The sequence below is a fragment of the Methylibium sp. genome (assembly GCF_031393925.1).
GTDB lineage: Bacteria > Pseudomonadota > Gammaproteobacteria > Burkholderiales > Burkholderiaceae_C > Methylibium.
This window is the reverse complement of sequence record NZ_JANMWL010000042.1, coordinates 1-13,883: the sequence shown is the minus strand read 5'-3', so window position 1 is coordinate 13,883 and position 13,883 is coordinate 1. Positions and strand designations below refer to the sequence as shown.

14 protein-coding genes are annotated in these 13,883 nt (G+C 68.5%); 11 read left to right on the top strand and 3 right to left on the bottom strand.

The window, feature by feature from the left end:
* The first annotated feature begins 137 nt into the window (after positions 1-137).
* On the top strand, positions 138-635 hold the full coding sequence (locus RMO12_RS03010) for a diguanylate cyclase domain-containing protein (protein WP_405029606.1): 498 nt from the start codon (positions 138-140) through the stop codon (positions 633-635).
* Positions 636-659: 24 nt separating this feature from the next.
* Here the strand turns inward: RMO12_RS03010 and RMO12_RS03005 are convergent, their stop codons facing one another.
* The gene (locus RMO12_RS03005; protein ID WP_309638147.1) at positions 660-3,698 is read right to left on the bottom strand and encodes an Rne/Rng family ribonuclease; all 3,039 of its coding nucleotides are present in this window, start codon (positions 3,696-3,698) and stop codon (positions 660-662) included.
* 585 nt (positions 3,699-4,283) lie between these two features.
* On the opposite strand from RMO12_RS03005, the gene RMO12_RS03000 reads away from it, so the two are divergent.
* The 4 genes from RMO12_RS03000 to RMO12_RS02985 are packed head-to-tail and all read left to right on the top strand — an operon-like array spanning position 4,284 to position 7,413.
* Positions 4,284-5,309, top strand: coding sequence for an RluA family pseudouridine synthase (locus RMO12_RS03000; RefSeq protein ID WP_405029607.1), 1,026 nt, complete (start codon positions 4,284-4,286; stop codon positions 5,307-5,309).
* Between the two features lie 16 nt (positions 5,310-5,325).
* Positions 5,326-5,994, top strand: coding sequence for an HAD-IA family hydrolase (locus RMO12_RS02995; RefSeq protein ID WP_309638145.1), 669 nt, complete (start codon positions 5,326-5,328; stop codon positions 5,992-5,994).
* Positions 5,987-6,403 carry a Rieske 2Fe-2S domain-containing protein gene (locus RMO12_RS02990; protein ID WP_309638144.1) on the top strand — a complete coding sequence of 139 codons (417 nt, stop codon included), beginning with the start codon at positions 5,987-5,989 and terminating at the stop codon, positions 6,401-6,403. Before RMO12_RS02995 ends, RMO12_RS02990 begins: the two co-directional genes overlap by 8 nt.
* A complete protein-coding gene (locus RMO12_RS02985) occupies positions 6,400-7,413 on the top strand; it encodes a S49 family peptidase (RefSeq protein WP_309625087.1) in 1,014 nt (337 codons plus the stop codon). Before RMO12_RS02990 ends, RMO12_RS02985 begins: the two co-directional genes overlap by 4 nt.
* Positions 7,414-7,498: 85 nt before the next feature.
* Here the strand turns inward: RMO12_RS02985 and lysM are convergent, their stop codons facing one another.
* Together lysM and RMO12_RS02975 are read right to left on the bottom strand one after the other, a co-directional pair.
* The gene (lysM, locus tag RMO12_RS02980; protein ID WP_309638143.1) at positions 7,499-8,002 is read right to left on the bottom strand and encodes a peptidoglycan-binding protein LysM; all 504 of its coding nucleotides are present in this window, start codon (positions 8,000-8,002) and stop codon (positions 7,499-7,501) included.
* Between the two features lie 141 nt (positions 8,003-8,143).
* On the bottom strand, positions 8,144-9,634 hold the full coding sequence (locus RMO12_RS02975; protein ID WP_309638142.1) for a deoxyribodipyrimidine photo-lyase: 1,491 nt from the start codon (positions 9,632-9,634) through the stop codon (positions 8,144-8,146).
* A gap of 35 nt (positions 9,635-9,669) precedes the next feature.
* On the opposite strand from RMO12_RS02975, the gene RMO12_RS02970 reads away from it, so the two are divergent.
* The 6 genes from RMO12_RS02970 to RMO12_RS02945 all read left to right on the top strand — a co-directional run.
* Complete coding sequence (locus RMO12_RS02970) at positions 9,670-10,272, top strand: YqgE/AlgH family protein (RefSeq protein ID WP_309625903.1); 603 nt, start codon at positions 9,670-9,672, stop codon at positions 10,270-10,272.
* Positions 10,265-10,681 (top strand): Holliday junction resolvase RuvX, encoded by a 417-nt coding sequence (gene ruvX / locus RMO12_RS02965; RefSeq protein WP_309625902.1) that lies wholly within the window; start codon positions 10,265-10,267, stop codon positions 10,679-10,681. The genes RMO12_RS02970 and ruvX overlap by 8 nt, the downstream gene beginning before the upstream one ends.
* Positions 10,682-10,754: 73 nt before the next feature.
* A complete protein-coding gene (pyrR, locus tag RMO12_RS02960) occupies positions 10,755-11,267 on the top strand; it encodes a bifunctional pyr operon transcriptional regulator/uracil phosphoribosyltransferase PyrR (RefSeq protein ID WP_309638141.1) in 513 nt (170 codons plus the stop codon).
* A gap of 13 nt (positions 11,268-11,280) precedes the next feature.
* Positions 11,281-12,243 carry an aspartate carbamoyltransferase catalytic subunit gene (locus RMO12_RS02955; protein ID WP_309638140.1) on the top strand — a complete coding sequence of 321 codons (963 nt, stop codon included), beginning with the start codon at positions 11,281-11,283 and terminating at the stop codon, positions 12,241-12,243.
* 153 nt (positions 12,244-12,396) lie between these two features.
* Complete coding sequence (locus RMO12_RS02950; RefSeq protein ID WP_309638139.1) at positions 12,397-12,741, top strand: hypothetical protein; 345 nt, start codon at positions 12,397-12,399, stop codon at positions 12,739-12,741.
* Positions 12,742-12,810: 69 nt separating this feature from the next.
* A partial coding sequence (locus RMO12_RS02945; protein WP_309638138.1) for a dihydroorotase occupies positions 12,811-13,883 on the top strand: 1,073 nt, incomplete at its 3' end.

Here is a 13,883-nt window from a genome sequence, read left to right as displayed (position 1 = left end):
GAGTTGATGCACCACGCGCCCTACCTGCGGGCGCTCGATCGTTTGCCGTGAATGCACGCTGCCGGCATCGATTGGCAACGCCGCCGATGTGCGGTATTGCGCCGGTTCAGTGGACACGGGTTCGACACCGCCCCGAATTGCGCGTGGCCTTGAGCGGCTCGGCGCGCAACGCCACGCAGGGGGCGCTGCTGTTCGTCGATCTCGATCGTTTCAAGCAGATCAACGATGACCATGGCCATGCGGCCGGCGACGTCGTGCTCAAGGCCGTGGCGGTTCGCATGCTCCGTGCGGTGCGCGGCAACGACACGGTGGCACGCATCGGCGGCGACGAGTTCATCGTGTTGCTGCCGGTGATTGCGCACAACGCCGACAGCGAAACCGTGGCGCGCAAACTGCTGCGCGTGCTGTGCGAGCCGGTGCGGGTCGGCGGCTTCGAAGTGACCGTGAGCGCGAGCATCGGCACGGTCGAGTTTTGCGACCAGTCCGATACCGCCGAGGGTTTGATTGCGCGGGCCGACCAGGCGATGTACCTTGCCAAACGCGACGGTCGCTCCACCATGCGCGCGGCCTTGGACGGCCCCGGCGGCGGCGCAAACGACGACGCCCCGGGCCTGGCGGCAGGGGGCGTTGCGTAGCGCGCCGGTGTCCCGGCTGGTCGGTCAGCGGCCTTCGAACGGCAGCTTGATCTGCGACAGGTTCTTGCGCGTTTCAACCAGCACCAGCGGGCCATCGTCGCTGACTATGGACTGTTTTGGCTCGCGCGGCACATGCACGGGCTGGGGCGCATTGGCCATCGCCGCCTGCACCGCGCGCACCTTGTCGGTGTCGGTATTGACCCACTCGAGGCCGGCGCCTTCGGCCACGGCCGAGAGTTCCCCCAGCGGCAGGGCGTAGGGCCGCGGCGGCGGTGCGGGACGAGGTTCTGGCGTCGGCTCGGGTGCTGCGCTCGCCACCATGATCGGATCGGCGGCGCGAACCGGCGAGGCGACGGGCGGCCGTGCCGCGATCGCGTCCTGCGGGGGGTGCCGCGACGCGTCGTGCAACGCGGGGTGCGGCGCGTCCTGCCACACGTCGGCTATGGCCGGTGTCGCCTCGACTGCGGCACCTCCCTCGGCCGGCGCGGCCGCGGCAACTTGCTCGACGGCTTCGGCGTTGGCGTTGATCACCACTTCGCCCTCGGTGCGCTCGCGGCGACCCCGGCCGCCCCGACGACGGCGGCGTGCTTCACCGCCGTCACCGTGCTCGCTGTGCTCGTCCGTGTCGGTGCGCGGCGCGTCGGCGTCGCCGCGCTCATCGGCTGGAGCTTCATTGCTCGGCGGCAGCAGATGCTCGGTGTTGTCGCCCGACACGGTGTCATCCGCCTCGGCGCGCAACTCGTCGCCGGCCTGCGCGGGCGAGGGCGCATCACCGCGCGCTTCGTCACGCTCGCCGCGGCCCCGGCCACCGCGACGGCGACGCCGACGCGCGCCTTCGCGTTCGCTGGTGTCCCCGGCTTGCATTGAGTCGTCCGGCGGCATGGCATCGCCCAGACCTTCGGCGGACGCAGCGGCCAGCGGCCTGGCGAGTTCGTCGCCTGCGGCCTGTGGCGGGGGCGCCGTGCGCCGACCCTCTGGGCGAGGCTCGCGCTCACCGCGCTCCGCAGCCGACGCTGCTTCGCCGGCAACGCCTTCCGGGCGTTCGCCACGGCGGCCACGGCCATCGCGACCCTCGCGGTCGCCTTCACGGCCTTCTCGACCTTCGCGGCGCGGTTGCTCCTCACCCCGCTCGCTGCGTGCTTCGCGGTTTTCCGGGCGTTCGCTGCGTTCGCCTCGTTGACCGTCACGGTCGCCACGACCACCGCGGCGACCGCGGCCATCGCGCCCTCCCTCGCGAGCACCATCGCGCGCCGGCCTGCCAGCCGGGGCCGGCGTCGTCGCAGCGGGCTGGGCAACGGGCTTGGGCGCGAGCGCGGGTGCGCCGCCGAATACCTTCTTGATCCAGCCGAAGAAACCGCCGCCCTGCGGCGCCGCGGCACCCGTTGACGCCACCGTCGCGGCGGCCACCGGGACCGGCTCGGCCTTCGGCACAGGCGTCGGTCGTGCGACGGGCGACGGCGCCGGCATGTCCGGCAGCACGCCCTTGATCACCGGTTCCTGCTTGGCCTTGGTCTTCTCGCGCCGGGTGATGCCGACCTCGTCGTCCGGCTCCTCGATCATGGTGTAGCTGGCCTGCAGGTTCTCCAGGCGCGGGTCGTCGTGGCGCAGGCGCTCGAGCTTGTAGTTGGGCGTTTCCAGGTGCTTGTTGGGCACCAGCAGGACCGTGGTGCGCTGGCGCAGTTCGATCTTGGTGATCTCGGTGCGCTTCTCGTTGAGCAGGAAGCTCGTCACTTCCACCGGCACCTGCACATGCACGGCAGCGGTGTTCTCCTTCATCGACTCTTCCTGGATGATGCGCAGGATCTGCAGCGCCGACGACTCGGTGTCGCGGATGTGGCCGGTGCCGTTGCAGCGCGGGCAGGTGATGTGCGAGCCCTCGCTCAAGGCCGGGCGCAGGCGCTGGCGGCTCAGTTCGAGCAGGCCGAACTTGGAAATCGAGCTGAACTGCACCCGCGCACGGTCGCTGCGCAGCGCGTCGCGCAGGCGCGTCTCGACCTCGCGGCGGTTCTTGCTTTCTTCCATGTCGATGAAGTCGACGACGATCAGGCCGCCGAGGTCGCGCAGGCGCATCTGGCGCGCGATCTCGTCGGCCGCCTCGAGGTTGGTGCGCGTGGCGGTTTCCTCGATGTCGCTGCCGCGCGTGGAGCGCGCCGAATTCACGTCCACCGAGACCAGCGCCTCGGTGTGGTCGATCACGATCGCGCCGCCCGAGGGCAGGTTCACGGTGCGCGAGAACGCGGTCTCGATCTGGTGCTCGATCTGAAAGCGACTGAACAGCGGCGCGTCGTCCTTGTAGCGCTTCACGCGATTGGCCGTTTCGGGCATCACGTGGTTCATGAACTGCTGTGCCTGCTCGAAGATGTCGTCGGTGTCGATCAGGATCTCACCGACTTCGGCGGTGAAGTAGTCGCGGATCGCGCGAATCACCAGCGAGCTTTCCTGGTAGATCAGGAACGCGCCCTTGCCCGCCTTGGCCGCGCCGTCGATCGCGTCCCACAGCTTGAGCATGTAGTTGAGGTCCCACTGCAGCTCGGGCGCCGAGCGGCCGATGCCGGCGGTGCGCGCGATCAGGCTCATGCCCTTGGGGTATTCGAGCTGGTCGAGGTTTTCTTTCAGCTCCTCGCGGTCCTCGCCCTCGATGCGCCGCGACACGCCGCCGCCGCGCGGGTTGTTGGGCATGAGCACGAGGTAGCGCCCGGCCAGGCTCACGAAGGTCGTGAGCGCCGCGCCCTTGTTGCCGCGTTCCTCTTTTTCCACCTGCACCAGCAGTTCGGTGCCGTTGCCGATCACATCCTGGATCTTGGCCTCGCGCACGGACGCGCCCGGCTTGAAGAACTCCTTGGCGATTTCCTTGAACGGCAAGAAGCCGTGGCGGTCTTCGCCGTAATCGACGAAGCAGGCTTCGAGCGAGGGCTCGACGCGCGTGACCACCGCCTTGTAGATGTTGCCCTTGCGCTGTTCGCGCCCCTCGATCTCGGTTTCAAAGTCGAGCAGCTTCTGCCCCTCGACGATGGCCAGGCGCCGTTCTTCCGGCTGCGTGGCGTTGATCAACATGCGTTTCACGTGTGCACTCCTTCGTGCGGGAGGCGCGTTTTGGCCTGCCCACACACGCTGGCTGCCGTGCCTGTCCTCAGGCACGGCCTGTCGACGCACGAAACAGCGAGGAGGAACCGGAAGGAATCGCCCTGGACTTCGACCGCCGCTCCCGGTAAGGAGCGCGTGGCGGTCAAGCGTTGGCGCGTGTGCTGGCGTGCAACCGGATGCGCTTGCCACCGGCCAAGCCGGGGCGGGTGCGCGCTTGCCTTGCACCCATGCCAATGCGCAGCGCGCAATGCGCTGCCTGCGATCGGGATGCGGTGGGAAGGAAGCGGGCCGAAGACATCAGGGACATCACGCTGCGCGGGCTGCCGGCCGATTGGCGCGCAATGCGCCGTCTCGTCCTGCCGCCTGAAAACCTTGTTCTTGGTTCGATCTACGCTGGCTCTGCCGCCGCCCTGCGCTGCCTGCCGCTCACCTTGGGAGCCGGCCCGGCCGCGCCGTGCGGCGTTGCATCACCGAAGACCTGCGGCCACCAAGGCTGCAGGGCCCACGACGCCCCCGAAGTGACGGGTAAACTCAAACGAATCAATCACTTACGGCGCTCTCATGGTGCAACGCATTATAGGAGGCAAAGGCGCCCCGGCGCGCAAGGCCTCGCCGCTCGCCGCAGCGCCGACGCCCACCGCACCCCCTGCCGTTCGGCATGTCTACGTCGGCGAAGACGGCGCCGGCCAGCGCCTGGACAACTACCTCGTCAAGACGCTCAAGGGCGTGCCCAAGACCCACGTTTACCGCATCATCAGGAGCGGCGAGGTGCGCGTGAACCGCGGTCGTGCGGGCGCTGACACACGGCTGGCGCTGGGCGACGAGTTGCGGCTGCCGCCGGTGCGGGTGGCGCAGCGCGCCGACACCGCGCCAGCCCCGCCGCGCGAGTTTCCGATCGTCTACGAGGACGAGCATCTGCTGGTGCTCGACAAGCCGGCCGGTGTGGCCGTGCATGGCGGCAGCGGCGTGAGCTTCGGCGTGATCGAACAATTGCGCCGCGCGCGGCCCGAGGCGAAGCTGCTCGAGCTGGTGCACCGCCTGGACAAGGAAACCTCCGGCTTGCTGCTCATCGCCAAGAAGCGCAGCGCGCTCACTGCCCTGCAGGACCAGTTTCGCTCGCGCGCAACTGGCAAGACCTATGCAGCGCTGGTGATCGGCGCCTGGCCGGCCAGCAAGAAGGTCATCGACGTGGCGCTGCACAAGTTCCTGACCGACCAGGGCGAGCGCCGTGTGCGCACCGTCGCGCCGGACGACGAGGACGGACGCCGCTCGATCACCCTGGTGCGGCTGGTGCGGCAGTACGAGGGCTACGCTCTGCTCGACGTGACCATCAAGACCGGCCGCACCCACCAGATCCGCGTGCATCTCGCCAGCGAGGGTCATGCGATCGTTGGCGACGACAAGTACGGCGACTTCGCCCTCAACCGCGAACTGGCACGGGGCCAGGCCGGGCTGCGCCTGGAGCGCATGTTCCTGCATGCCCGGCGCCTGGCGTTCGATCATCCGGCCAGCGCCGAACGCCTGGAGCTCGAGGCGCCGTTGCCCGCCGAGTGCGTGCGCTTGCTGGCGTGCCTTTCTTCACCGCATTGAAGCCCGAGCCCCTGACATGACCGCGACCCCAGCGCGCCAGTTCGACCTCATCGTGTTCGACTGGGACGGGACCCTGTTCGACTCGACCGCACTGATCGTGCAGTGCATCCAGGCGGCCGCCGCCGACGTGGGCGCGGACGTGCCGAGCGACGCCCAGGCCGCCTACGTGATCGGCATGGGCCTGGTCGAGGCGCTGAAACTCGCGGTGCCGGGGCTCGCGACCGAGCATTACCCGGCGCTGGTCCAGCGCTACCGTCATCATTACTTCAGGCGCCAGCATGAGCTGAGCCTCTTCGCCGGCACGCTCGACATGCTGCATGCATTGAAGGCCAGGCAGCACCGGCTCGGGGTGGCCACCGGCAAATCGCGTCGCGGCCTCGACGAAGCGCTGCACACGGTGCAGTTGCGTGGCCTGTTCGACGCCACCCGCACCGCCGACGAGACCACCTCGAAGCCGCATCCCCGAATGCTGCTGGAGCTGATGGCCGAACTGGGTTGCGCGGCCGAGCGCACCTTGATGGTCGGCGACACCACGCACGATCTGCAGCTCGCGGCCAATGCGCGCGCGGCGAGCGTGGCGGTGAGCTTTGGCGCCCATGAGCGCGAGGCCTTCGAAGCCTACACGCCGCGCTTCGTCGCGCATTCCACCGTCGAACTGCGCGACTGGCTGCTCGCCCATGCGTGAGGACGCGCTGCCGGCGACGAGCGCGCCCTGCGAGGCGCTGCCGCTGTGTGCCTCGACCGCGCTGGTCGAGCGCGGGCGTGCGCTGGTGTTCGACGTGCTCGAGTACGGCCACCCCGTGCGCGCCTTTGCGCTGCGCCACGGCGGCCGTGTGGTCGCCTACCTCAACCGTTGTGCGCACGTGCCCACCGAAATGGACTGGCAGCCCGGCGAGTTTCTCGACGCCGAGCGCGAGTTCATCCTGTGTTCGATCCACGGCGCCTCCTACGAGCCCTCGAGTGGCCGCTGCGTCGGAGGGCCGTGTGGCCGTGGTCGGCTCACGGCCTTGAGGGTGACGGAGCAGGGCGGCCAGGTCAGTTGGTATCCTTCCCGCGACATCCGGCCGAAAGCGGCCCCGAGAGAATTCCCATGAGCAATCTTGACGATGGCCGACCGGCCGAACCCACGCTCGGCCCTCCGCCCGCGCACCCCACCGTGACCCCCGCCACGCCCGCTCCGCCGAGCGTCGACGCCCGCGTGATCGAGGACTTTGCGCGCGGCTTCTTGCGCGATCGGCGTGACGACCGCCGTTGGCGCGTGTTCTTCCGCCTTGCCTGGCTGTTGCTGTTTGTCGCGCTGGCGTGGGCGCTGGTCGCGCAGCAGCGGGGCGTCTCCGCGCCGAGCGGACCGCACACTGCGCTGATCGACGTGCGTGGCGAGATCGACGCCGAGGGTCACGCCAGCGCCGAGGCCCTGAATGCGGCCCTGCGCACGGCGTTCGACGACGACGGCGCGCAGGCGGTGGTGCTGCGCATCAACTCGCCCGGCGGCAGCCCCGTGCAGGCCGGGCTCATCTACGACGAGCTGCGGCGCCTGAAGACCTTGCACAAGAAGAAGCTCTACGCCGTGTGCGAGGAGCTGTGCGCGTCGGCCGCCTATTACATCGCCGCCGCGGCCGACGAGATCTATGTCGACAAGGCTTCGATCATCGGCTCGATCGGCGTGCTGATGGACGGCTTCGGTTTCACCGGCACGATGCAAAAGCTCGGCGTCGAGCGCCGCCTCATCGCCGCGGGCGAAAACAAGGGCCTGCTCGACCCCTTCTCGCCGCTCTCGGAAGCCCACCGTGCCTATGCGCAGGCCATGGTCAACCAGATTCACCGGCAGTTCATCGCCGTGGTGAAAGAGGGACGCGGCAAGCGCCTGAAAGAAACGCCGGAAACCTTTTCGGGCTTGTTCTGGAGCGGCGAGTCGGCGCTCCAGCAAGGGCTGGCCGACCACCTCGGCAGCCTTGACTACGTCGCGCGCGAGGTCGTCAAGGCCGAAGAGGTGATCGACTACACGCCCAAGGAAAACGTCGCCGAGCGCCTGGCCAAGCGCTTCGGCGCTGCCGTCGGTGCCGGCGCCGCCAAGGCGATCAGCGGCGCGGTCGGCCTGCGCTGAACTCAGCGCCTTGCCGGGCCGCCCCAAGAGGGCTCAGCACCCCGTCGGGGGGCAGCACCGCAGATGCGTGTATGCCGCTGTTGCTTCAGGGTTTGGGCGGGATGCGCAGCACCTGGCCAGGGTAGATCTTGTCGGGGTGGGTGAGCATTGGCTTGTTGGCCTCGAAGATCAGCGGGTACTGGTTGGGCGTGTCGTAGAACTGCTTGGATATTTTCGACAGATTGTCGCCCTTGACCACCGTGTACCACTGCGCCGTGGGCGCGGCCTCGGCCACGGTGAGCATGTCGTTGACGGCGCTCACGCTTTGCACGTTGCCGCAGCACAGCAGCACCTTTTCCTTGGTGGCCTGGTCGGGCGCCTGGCCGCTCACCGTGACGGTGCCGGTGGCGCCGTCGAACTGCACCTCGAGGGCGTCGACCTCGAGCCCCATCGTGTCGATGTAATTCTCGATCGCCTCACCGGCGGCGGTGTTCAGGCGTGCCACGTTTTCGGGGCTCGGTGACTTCGCCGCTGCGTCCTGGGCGGCCTTGGCCTCGCCGTTGCCGAACAGTTTTTCTCCGGCTTCCTTGATGAAACTCATCAGACCCATGGCGTTGTTCCTTTCGTGAGGGGGTGAAGATCGATTCGAGGGCAAATCGTGGGCCGCTGGCCCGCGTGGCGCTCGTCACAGCAGGAGCAAACTGCGTTCCTCCGGGCGTCGGCGCCGCTGCCTGCGAGCCGGCCGCGCCGCTCAAAGCGTCTTCACCACGGCATAGCGCTGCAGGGCGCGCAGCCGTGACTCGTCGTGATCGACGATGCGCGCCGGATAGTCGCGGCCCAGCCGCACGTTGGCGGCGGCCAAATCGGCGGGACGCGCCTGCCAGGGCGCGTGTAGCGAGGCGTCAGGCAGGGCGGCGAGCTGCGGCAGGTAGCGCCGGATGAACTTGCCCTCGGCATCGAACTTCTGGCTCTGACTCACCGGGTTGAAGATGCGGAAGTAGGGCTGGGCGTCGCAGCCGCTCGAGCTGGCCCACTGCCAGCCGCCGTTGTTGGCGGCGAGGTCGTAGTCGTTGAGCCGCTCGGCGAAGTAGTGCTCGCCGCGGCGCCAGTCGATGCCAAGGTCCTTGCACAGGAAGCTGGCGGTGACCATGCGCAGCCGGTTGTGCATGTAGCCGGTCTGGTTGATTTGCTGCATGGCCGCGTCGACCAGCGGGTAGCCGGTGCGGCCCTCGCACCAGGCAGCAAAGCGCGTGTCGGCCGCCTTGCCGTGCTCCCATTTGATGCGGTCGTAGGCCGGCTTGAAGCTGGCGTCGACCACCTGCGGATGGTGATAAAGCACTTGGTGATAGAAGTCGCGCCACACCAGCTCTGAAAGCCAGATGCGCGCGCCGGGTGAGCCGGCCTGCTGGCGCTCCCAAGCGAGCCGCGCCAGCTCGCGCACCGACAGCGTGCCAAAGCGCAGGTGAACGCCGAGGTAGCTCGGCCCCTTGACGGCCGGGAAGTCGCGCGCATGGTCGTAGCGGTCGATGCGCTCGTCCAGAAAATCGTCGAGCAGGGCGCGCCCACCGCGCGTGCCGCCTGCCAGGTGCAGCGCTGCCAGGTTGGTGGCAGAAAAGCCGATCTCGGCCAGACTCGGCATTTCCGTGCGCTCGCCGATGGGCAGCGGTGCCAACGCTGCGGCGTGGCGCTCGATCGGGTAGGCCTGCAGATAGAAGGGCTCGAGCTTCTTCAGCCAGGCTTTCTTGTAAGGCGTGAAGACGCTGTAGGGCTTGCCGGCGCCGGTGAGCACCTCGTCGGTTGCGAACACCACCTGGTCCTTGCTCGCGTGGTAAGCCACGCCCAGCTCGGCCAGCGCGCCGCGCACGCGAGCGTCGCGCAGGGTCGCGGCCGGCTCGTAGTCGGCATTGGCATAGACCGCTTGCACATGCAGCGCTGCGGCCAGGCGCGGCAGCTCCTCGCGCGCTCGGCCCTGGCGCACGATCAGGCCGACGCCTTCAACGCCGTGCGCGCTACCGAGCACGCGCAGCTGCGCGTCGAGGTCCACCAGCGCGTCACGGATGAACTCCACGCGGCGGTCCGCGCGGGGCAGCGCCTCGAGGATGTCGGTGTCGAAAATGAAGGCCACCCACACGCGTCGTGCGCTGCGCAGCGCGTGATGGAGTGCGGCATGGTCATGGGCGCGTAGGTCGCGGCGACACCACACCAGCGCAGCATTCAGGGTCTTGTGCGGGGAATTCGGCATGGGGATCAGTGTGCCGGGTGTCTAGAATCCGCGTCATGGTCGCCGAATCCGCCATCGACCTCACGAACCAGTTTCTCATCGCCATGCCGGGCATGACCGATGACAACTTTGCCGGCTCCGTGATCTACCTCTGCGAGCACACCGAGCGTGGTGCGCTTGGGCTGGTGATCAACAAACCCAGCGACATCAAGCTCGGCAAGCTGTTCGAGAAGGTCGAACTCTCGCTCGACCGCACTGAACTCGCCGAGCAACCGGTCTACCTGGGCGGTCCGGTGCAGACCGAGCGCGGCTTCGTGTTGCACGAGAGCGGCGACGATGATGCGGCCAACATCGACGCCGACGGTGCCCGCTACAACTCGTCGCTGCGCATTCCGGGCGGCATGGCCATGACCACCAGCAAGGACGTGCTCGAAGCCCTGGCCAGCGGCGCCGGTCCCAAGCGGGTGCTGGTCACGCTGGGCTATGCCGGCTGGGGCGCCGGGCAGCTCGAGGACGAGATCGCGCGCAACGGCTGGATCACCGTCGGTGCGAAGCCGGAGCTGATCTTCGAGACGCCGATCGAGCAGCGCTACGACCGTGCGCTCGGCCTGCTCGGGATCGATGCGCGCATGCTCAGCAGCGAAGCGGGTCATGGCTGAGGCGCCGCGTCCGGCCGCCTCCTTCGATACCCTGCTTGCTTTCGATTTCGGCGTGAAACGCACCGGCGTGGCGAGCGGCACCACGCTCATGCGCACCGCCGCGCCGCTCACCACGGTGGTCGCCGGGGGCAACGCGCGCTTCGCGTCGATCGGGCGGCTCATCAAAGAGTGGCAGCCGGCTGCGCTGGTGGTCGGCGTGCCCTTCCATCCCGACGGCGCCGAGCATGACAATACGCGCCGCGCGCGGCGCTTTGCTCGCCAGCTTCAAGGCCGTTTCGGCTTGCCGGTGCACGAGGTCGACGAGCGCTACTCGACCACCGAGGCCTTGGCCGACGGTGCGGCCGAGGCCGACGTCGATGCGGCTGCCGCAGCGATCCTGCTTGAACAGTATTTTCGGGAGCATCCATGAGCGCAGTGCCGGGCCGCCCCAAGCAAGCGAACGCCCCCTCGGGGGGCCGGCGCGCAGCGCCGTGGGGGCGGCCATGACCACGCTTCACCTCGACGCCGAAGCGCTCTACGCGGACCTGCTGGCGCGCGTGCGGCCGCTGGTGCGTCACGACGACAGCGCGGCCAGCGCGCTGGTGGGCATCTGGTCGGGCGGTGCATGGCTGGCCGAGCGCCTGCAGCACGACCTGGGTCTGGCCGGCGCGCACGGCGTGATCTCGAGCACCCTGCACCGCGACGACTTCGGCTCGCGCGGCCTGGCCGCCACCACCGATGCCACCGCGCTGCCGTTCGAGATCGACGGACGCCACATTTTGCTGATCGACGACGTGCTTTACACCGGCCGCACCACGCGCGCAGTCATCAACGAGCTGTTCGACTTCGGCCGCCCGGCCAGCGTCACGCTCGCGGTGCTGGTGGACCGCGGCGGGCGCGAGCTGCCGATCGAGCCGGCCGTTTCTGCCGCGCGCGTGGTGCTGCCGGCCACGCAGCGCCTGGCGCTCACGCGCGACGGCTCGGGGCGCTTCGACTTCGAGATCGAGAACCTCTAGGCCCCGACACGCCATGCTCTCCAAGCGCAACCCGCAACTCAACGCCCACGGCGAGCTCATCCATCTGCTCTCGACCGAGGGCTTGCCCAAGGCGGTGCTGCACCAGATCCTCGACACCGCAGGCACCTTCCTGAGCGTCAACGACCGCGAGGTCAAGAAGGTGCCGCTGCTGCGAGGCAAGAGCGTGTTCAACCTGTTCTTCGAGAACAGCACGCGCACCCGCACCACCTTCGAGATCGCGGCCAAGCGGCTGTCGGCCGACGTCATCAACCTCGACATCGCTCGCAGCTCCACCGCCAAGGGCGAGTCGCTGCTGGACACCATCGCCAACCTCTCGGCCATGCACGCCGACATGTTCGTGGTGCGCCACGCCGAGAGCGGCGCGCCCTACCTGATCGCGCAGCATGTGGCGCCGCACGTCCACGTGGTCAATGCCGGCGACGGCCGCCATGCGCACCCGACGCAGGGCCTGCTCGACATGTACACGATCCGCCACTACAAGCGCGAGTTCTCGGGCCTGGTGGTGGCGATCGTCGGCGACGTCGTGCATTCGCGCGTGGCTCGTTCGGACATCCATGCGCTCACCACGCTCGGGGCCGCCGAGGTGCGCGCGGTCGGCCCGCGCACGCTGGTGCCGGCCGATCTGCAGGCGATGGGCGTGCGCGTCTGCCACGACATGGCCGAGGGTATCAAGGACGCCGACGTGATCATCATGCTGCGCCTGCAGAACGAGCGCATGAGCGGCGCGATGCTGCCCAGCGCCGGCGAGTTCTACAAGAGCTTCGGCCTGAGCGAAGAGAAGCTCGCGCTCGCTAAGCCCGACGCGATCGTGATGCACCCGGGCCCGATCAACCGCGGCGTCGAGATCGACTCCGCCGTGGCCGACGGCAAGCAGAGCGTGATCCTGCCGCAGGTGACGTTCGGCATCGCGGTGCGGATGGCGGTGATGTCGATCATTGCGGGGAATGACGCTTAGGGCGTAGACGGCTTTCGCTTTTGCAGTTCTCGAGGATTAACTATGAAGGCATCTCTTGCTCGGCATTGGTGGTCCGGGTTGTGTCTCCTTGCCACGTCCGGCTGTGCGTTGCCGCCTCCGACTACTGCCCAAGCGAAGCTTGAGGCTCAGGGCATGTTCAGCTTCGAGACTCAGCACGCTTTCTCGAAGGTGTACAGAGCATTACGAACCGGCTTGAAGGCTTGTGAAGAGTCTGGCGGCATTCCTCTGTTGGGTGCTCCATTTATCGTGGACAGCGACATTGATGAGAGCGGAAGGTCTGGTGAGGTCTCAGTCTCGTACGTGCCGTTCTCGGGCCGGCAGGTATTCACCGTCGTTACCGTAAAGACGATCACCGAATTGCGCTCCGTTGTTGAGATAAGCACCAGATATCAGTTGTCGGAGAACAGGCAGAAGGAGATGGAGGCGCTCTACCTGTACTGGATCAAAGGGGGAAGCGCATGCAAGGTGTCTGCGTGAGACGGACTAAACAAAGGCTCTATCGGTTGGGTCTGGGCTTGGCCAACTACTGAAGCAGCTTCACGTACCATGAAGATTCTCATCACAAACGGCCGCGTCATCGACCCCGCCTCGGGCCGCGACGAGCGCGCCGATATCGCAATCGCCGCCGGCCGGATCGTCAGCATCGGCACGGCCCTGCCCGATTTCGGCGCCGAGCGCACGATCGACGCCGGTGGCCTGATCGTCGCCCCCGGCCTGGTCGACCTGGCCGCGCGGCTGCGCGAACCCGGCCACGAGCACGAAGGCATGCTGGAGAGCGAGCTGGCCGCCGCCGCCGCAGGCGGCGTGACCAGCCTGGTCTGCCTGCCCGACACCGACCCCACGCTCGACGAGCCGGGCCTGGTCGAGATGCTCAAGTTCCGCGCCCGCAAGCTCAGCCGCTGCCGGCTCTTCCCGCTCGGGGCGCTGACGCGCGGCCTGGCCGGTGAGGTGCTGACCGAGATGGCCGAGTTGACGGAGGCCGGCTGCGTCGGCTTCTCGCAGGCCGACGCGCCGGTGCGCGACACCCAGGTGCTGGCGCGCGCGCTGCAGTACGCGGCGACCTTCGGCTACAGCACCTGGCTGCAGCCCAACGATCCGTGGCTCGGCGGCGGCGTGGCCGCCAGCGGCGCGGTCGCGACGCGGCTGGGCCTTTCCAGCGTGCCGGTCGGCGCCGAGACGATCGCGCTGCACACCATCTTCGAACTGGTGCGCGCCAGCGGTGCGCGCGTGCACTTGTGCCGGCTGTCGAGCGCCGCTGGCGTCGAGCTGCTGCGTGCGGCCAAGGCCGAAGGCCTGCCGGTCACGGCCGACGTCAGCATCAATTCGCTGCACTTGACCGACATGGACATCGGCTATTTCAACTCCGCCATGCGCCTGATCCCGCCGCTGCGCCAGCAGCGCGACCGCGACGCGCTGCGCGCTGCACTGGCCGACGGCACGATCGACGCGCTGGTGTCGGACCACACGCCGGTCGCGCCGGACGCCAAGACGCTGCCCTTCGCCGAGGCCGAGCCCGGCGCGACGGGCCTGGAGCTGTTGCTGAGCCTGGCGCTCAAGTGGGGCGAGGAGGGCGGCGCTGGCCTCAGGCGCGCACTCGCTGCGGTGAGCTGCGGGCCGGT

Excerpts from the sequence above, each read along its gene's own strand:
- RMO12_RS02970 (WP_309625903.1), top strand. The coding sequence starts at position 9,670 with ATGGTCGCCGAATCCGCCATCGACCTCACGAACCAGTTTCTCATCGCC.
- RMO12_RS02955 (WP_309638140.1), top strand. The coding sequence starts at position 11,281 with ATGCTCTCCAAGCGCAACCCGCAACTCAACGCCCACGGCGAGCTCATC.
- RMO12_RS02950 (WP_309638139.1), top strand. The coding sequence starts at position 12,397 with ATGTTCAGCTTCGAGACTCAGCACGCTTTCTCGAAGGTGTACAGAGCA.
- RMO12_RS02990 (WP_309638144.1), top strand. The coding sequence starts at position 5,987 with ATGCGTGAGGACGCGCTGCCGGCGACGAGCGCGCCCTGCGAGGCGCTG.
- pyrR (WP_309638141.1), top strand. The coding sequence starts at position 10,755 with ATGACCACGCTTCACCTCGACGCCGAAGCGCTCTACGCGGACCTGCTG.
- ruvX (WP_309625902.1), top strand. The coding sequence starts at position 10,265 with ATGGCTGAGGCGCCGCGTCCGGCCGCCTCCTTCGATACCCTGCTTGCT.
- RMO12_RS02985 (WP_309625087.1), top strand. The coding sequence starts at position 6,400 with ATGAGCAATCTTGACGATGGCCGACCGGCCGAACCCACGCTCGGCCCT.
- lysM (WP_309638143.1), bottom strand. The coding sequence starts at position 8,002 with ATGGGTCTGATGAGTTTCATCAAGGAAGCCGGAGAAAAACTGTTCGGC.
- RMO12_RS02975 (WP_309638142.1), bottom strand. The coding sequence starts at position 9,634 with ATGCCGAATTCCCCGCACAAGACCCTGAATGCTGCGCTGGTGTGGTGT.
- RMO12_RS02995 (WP_309638145.1), top strand. The coding sequence starts at position 5,326 with ATGACCGCGACCCCAGCGCGCCAGTTCGACCTCATCGTGTTCGACTGG.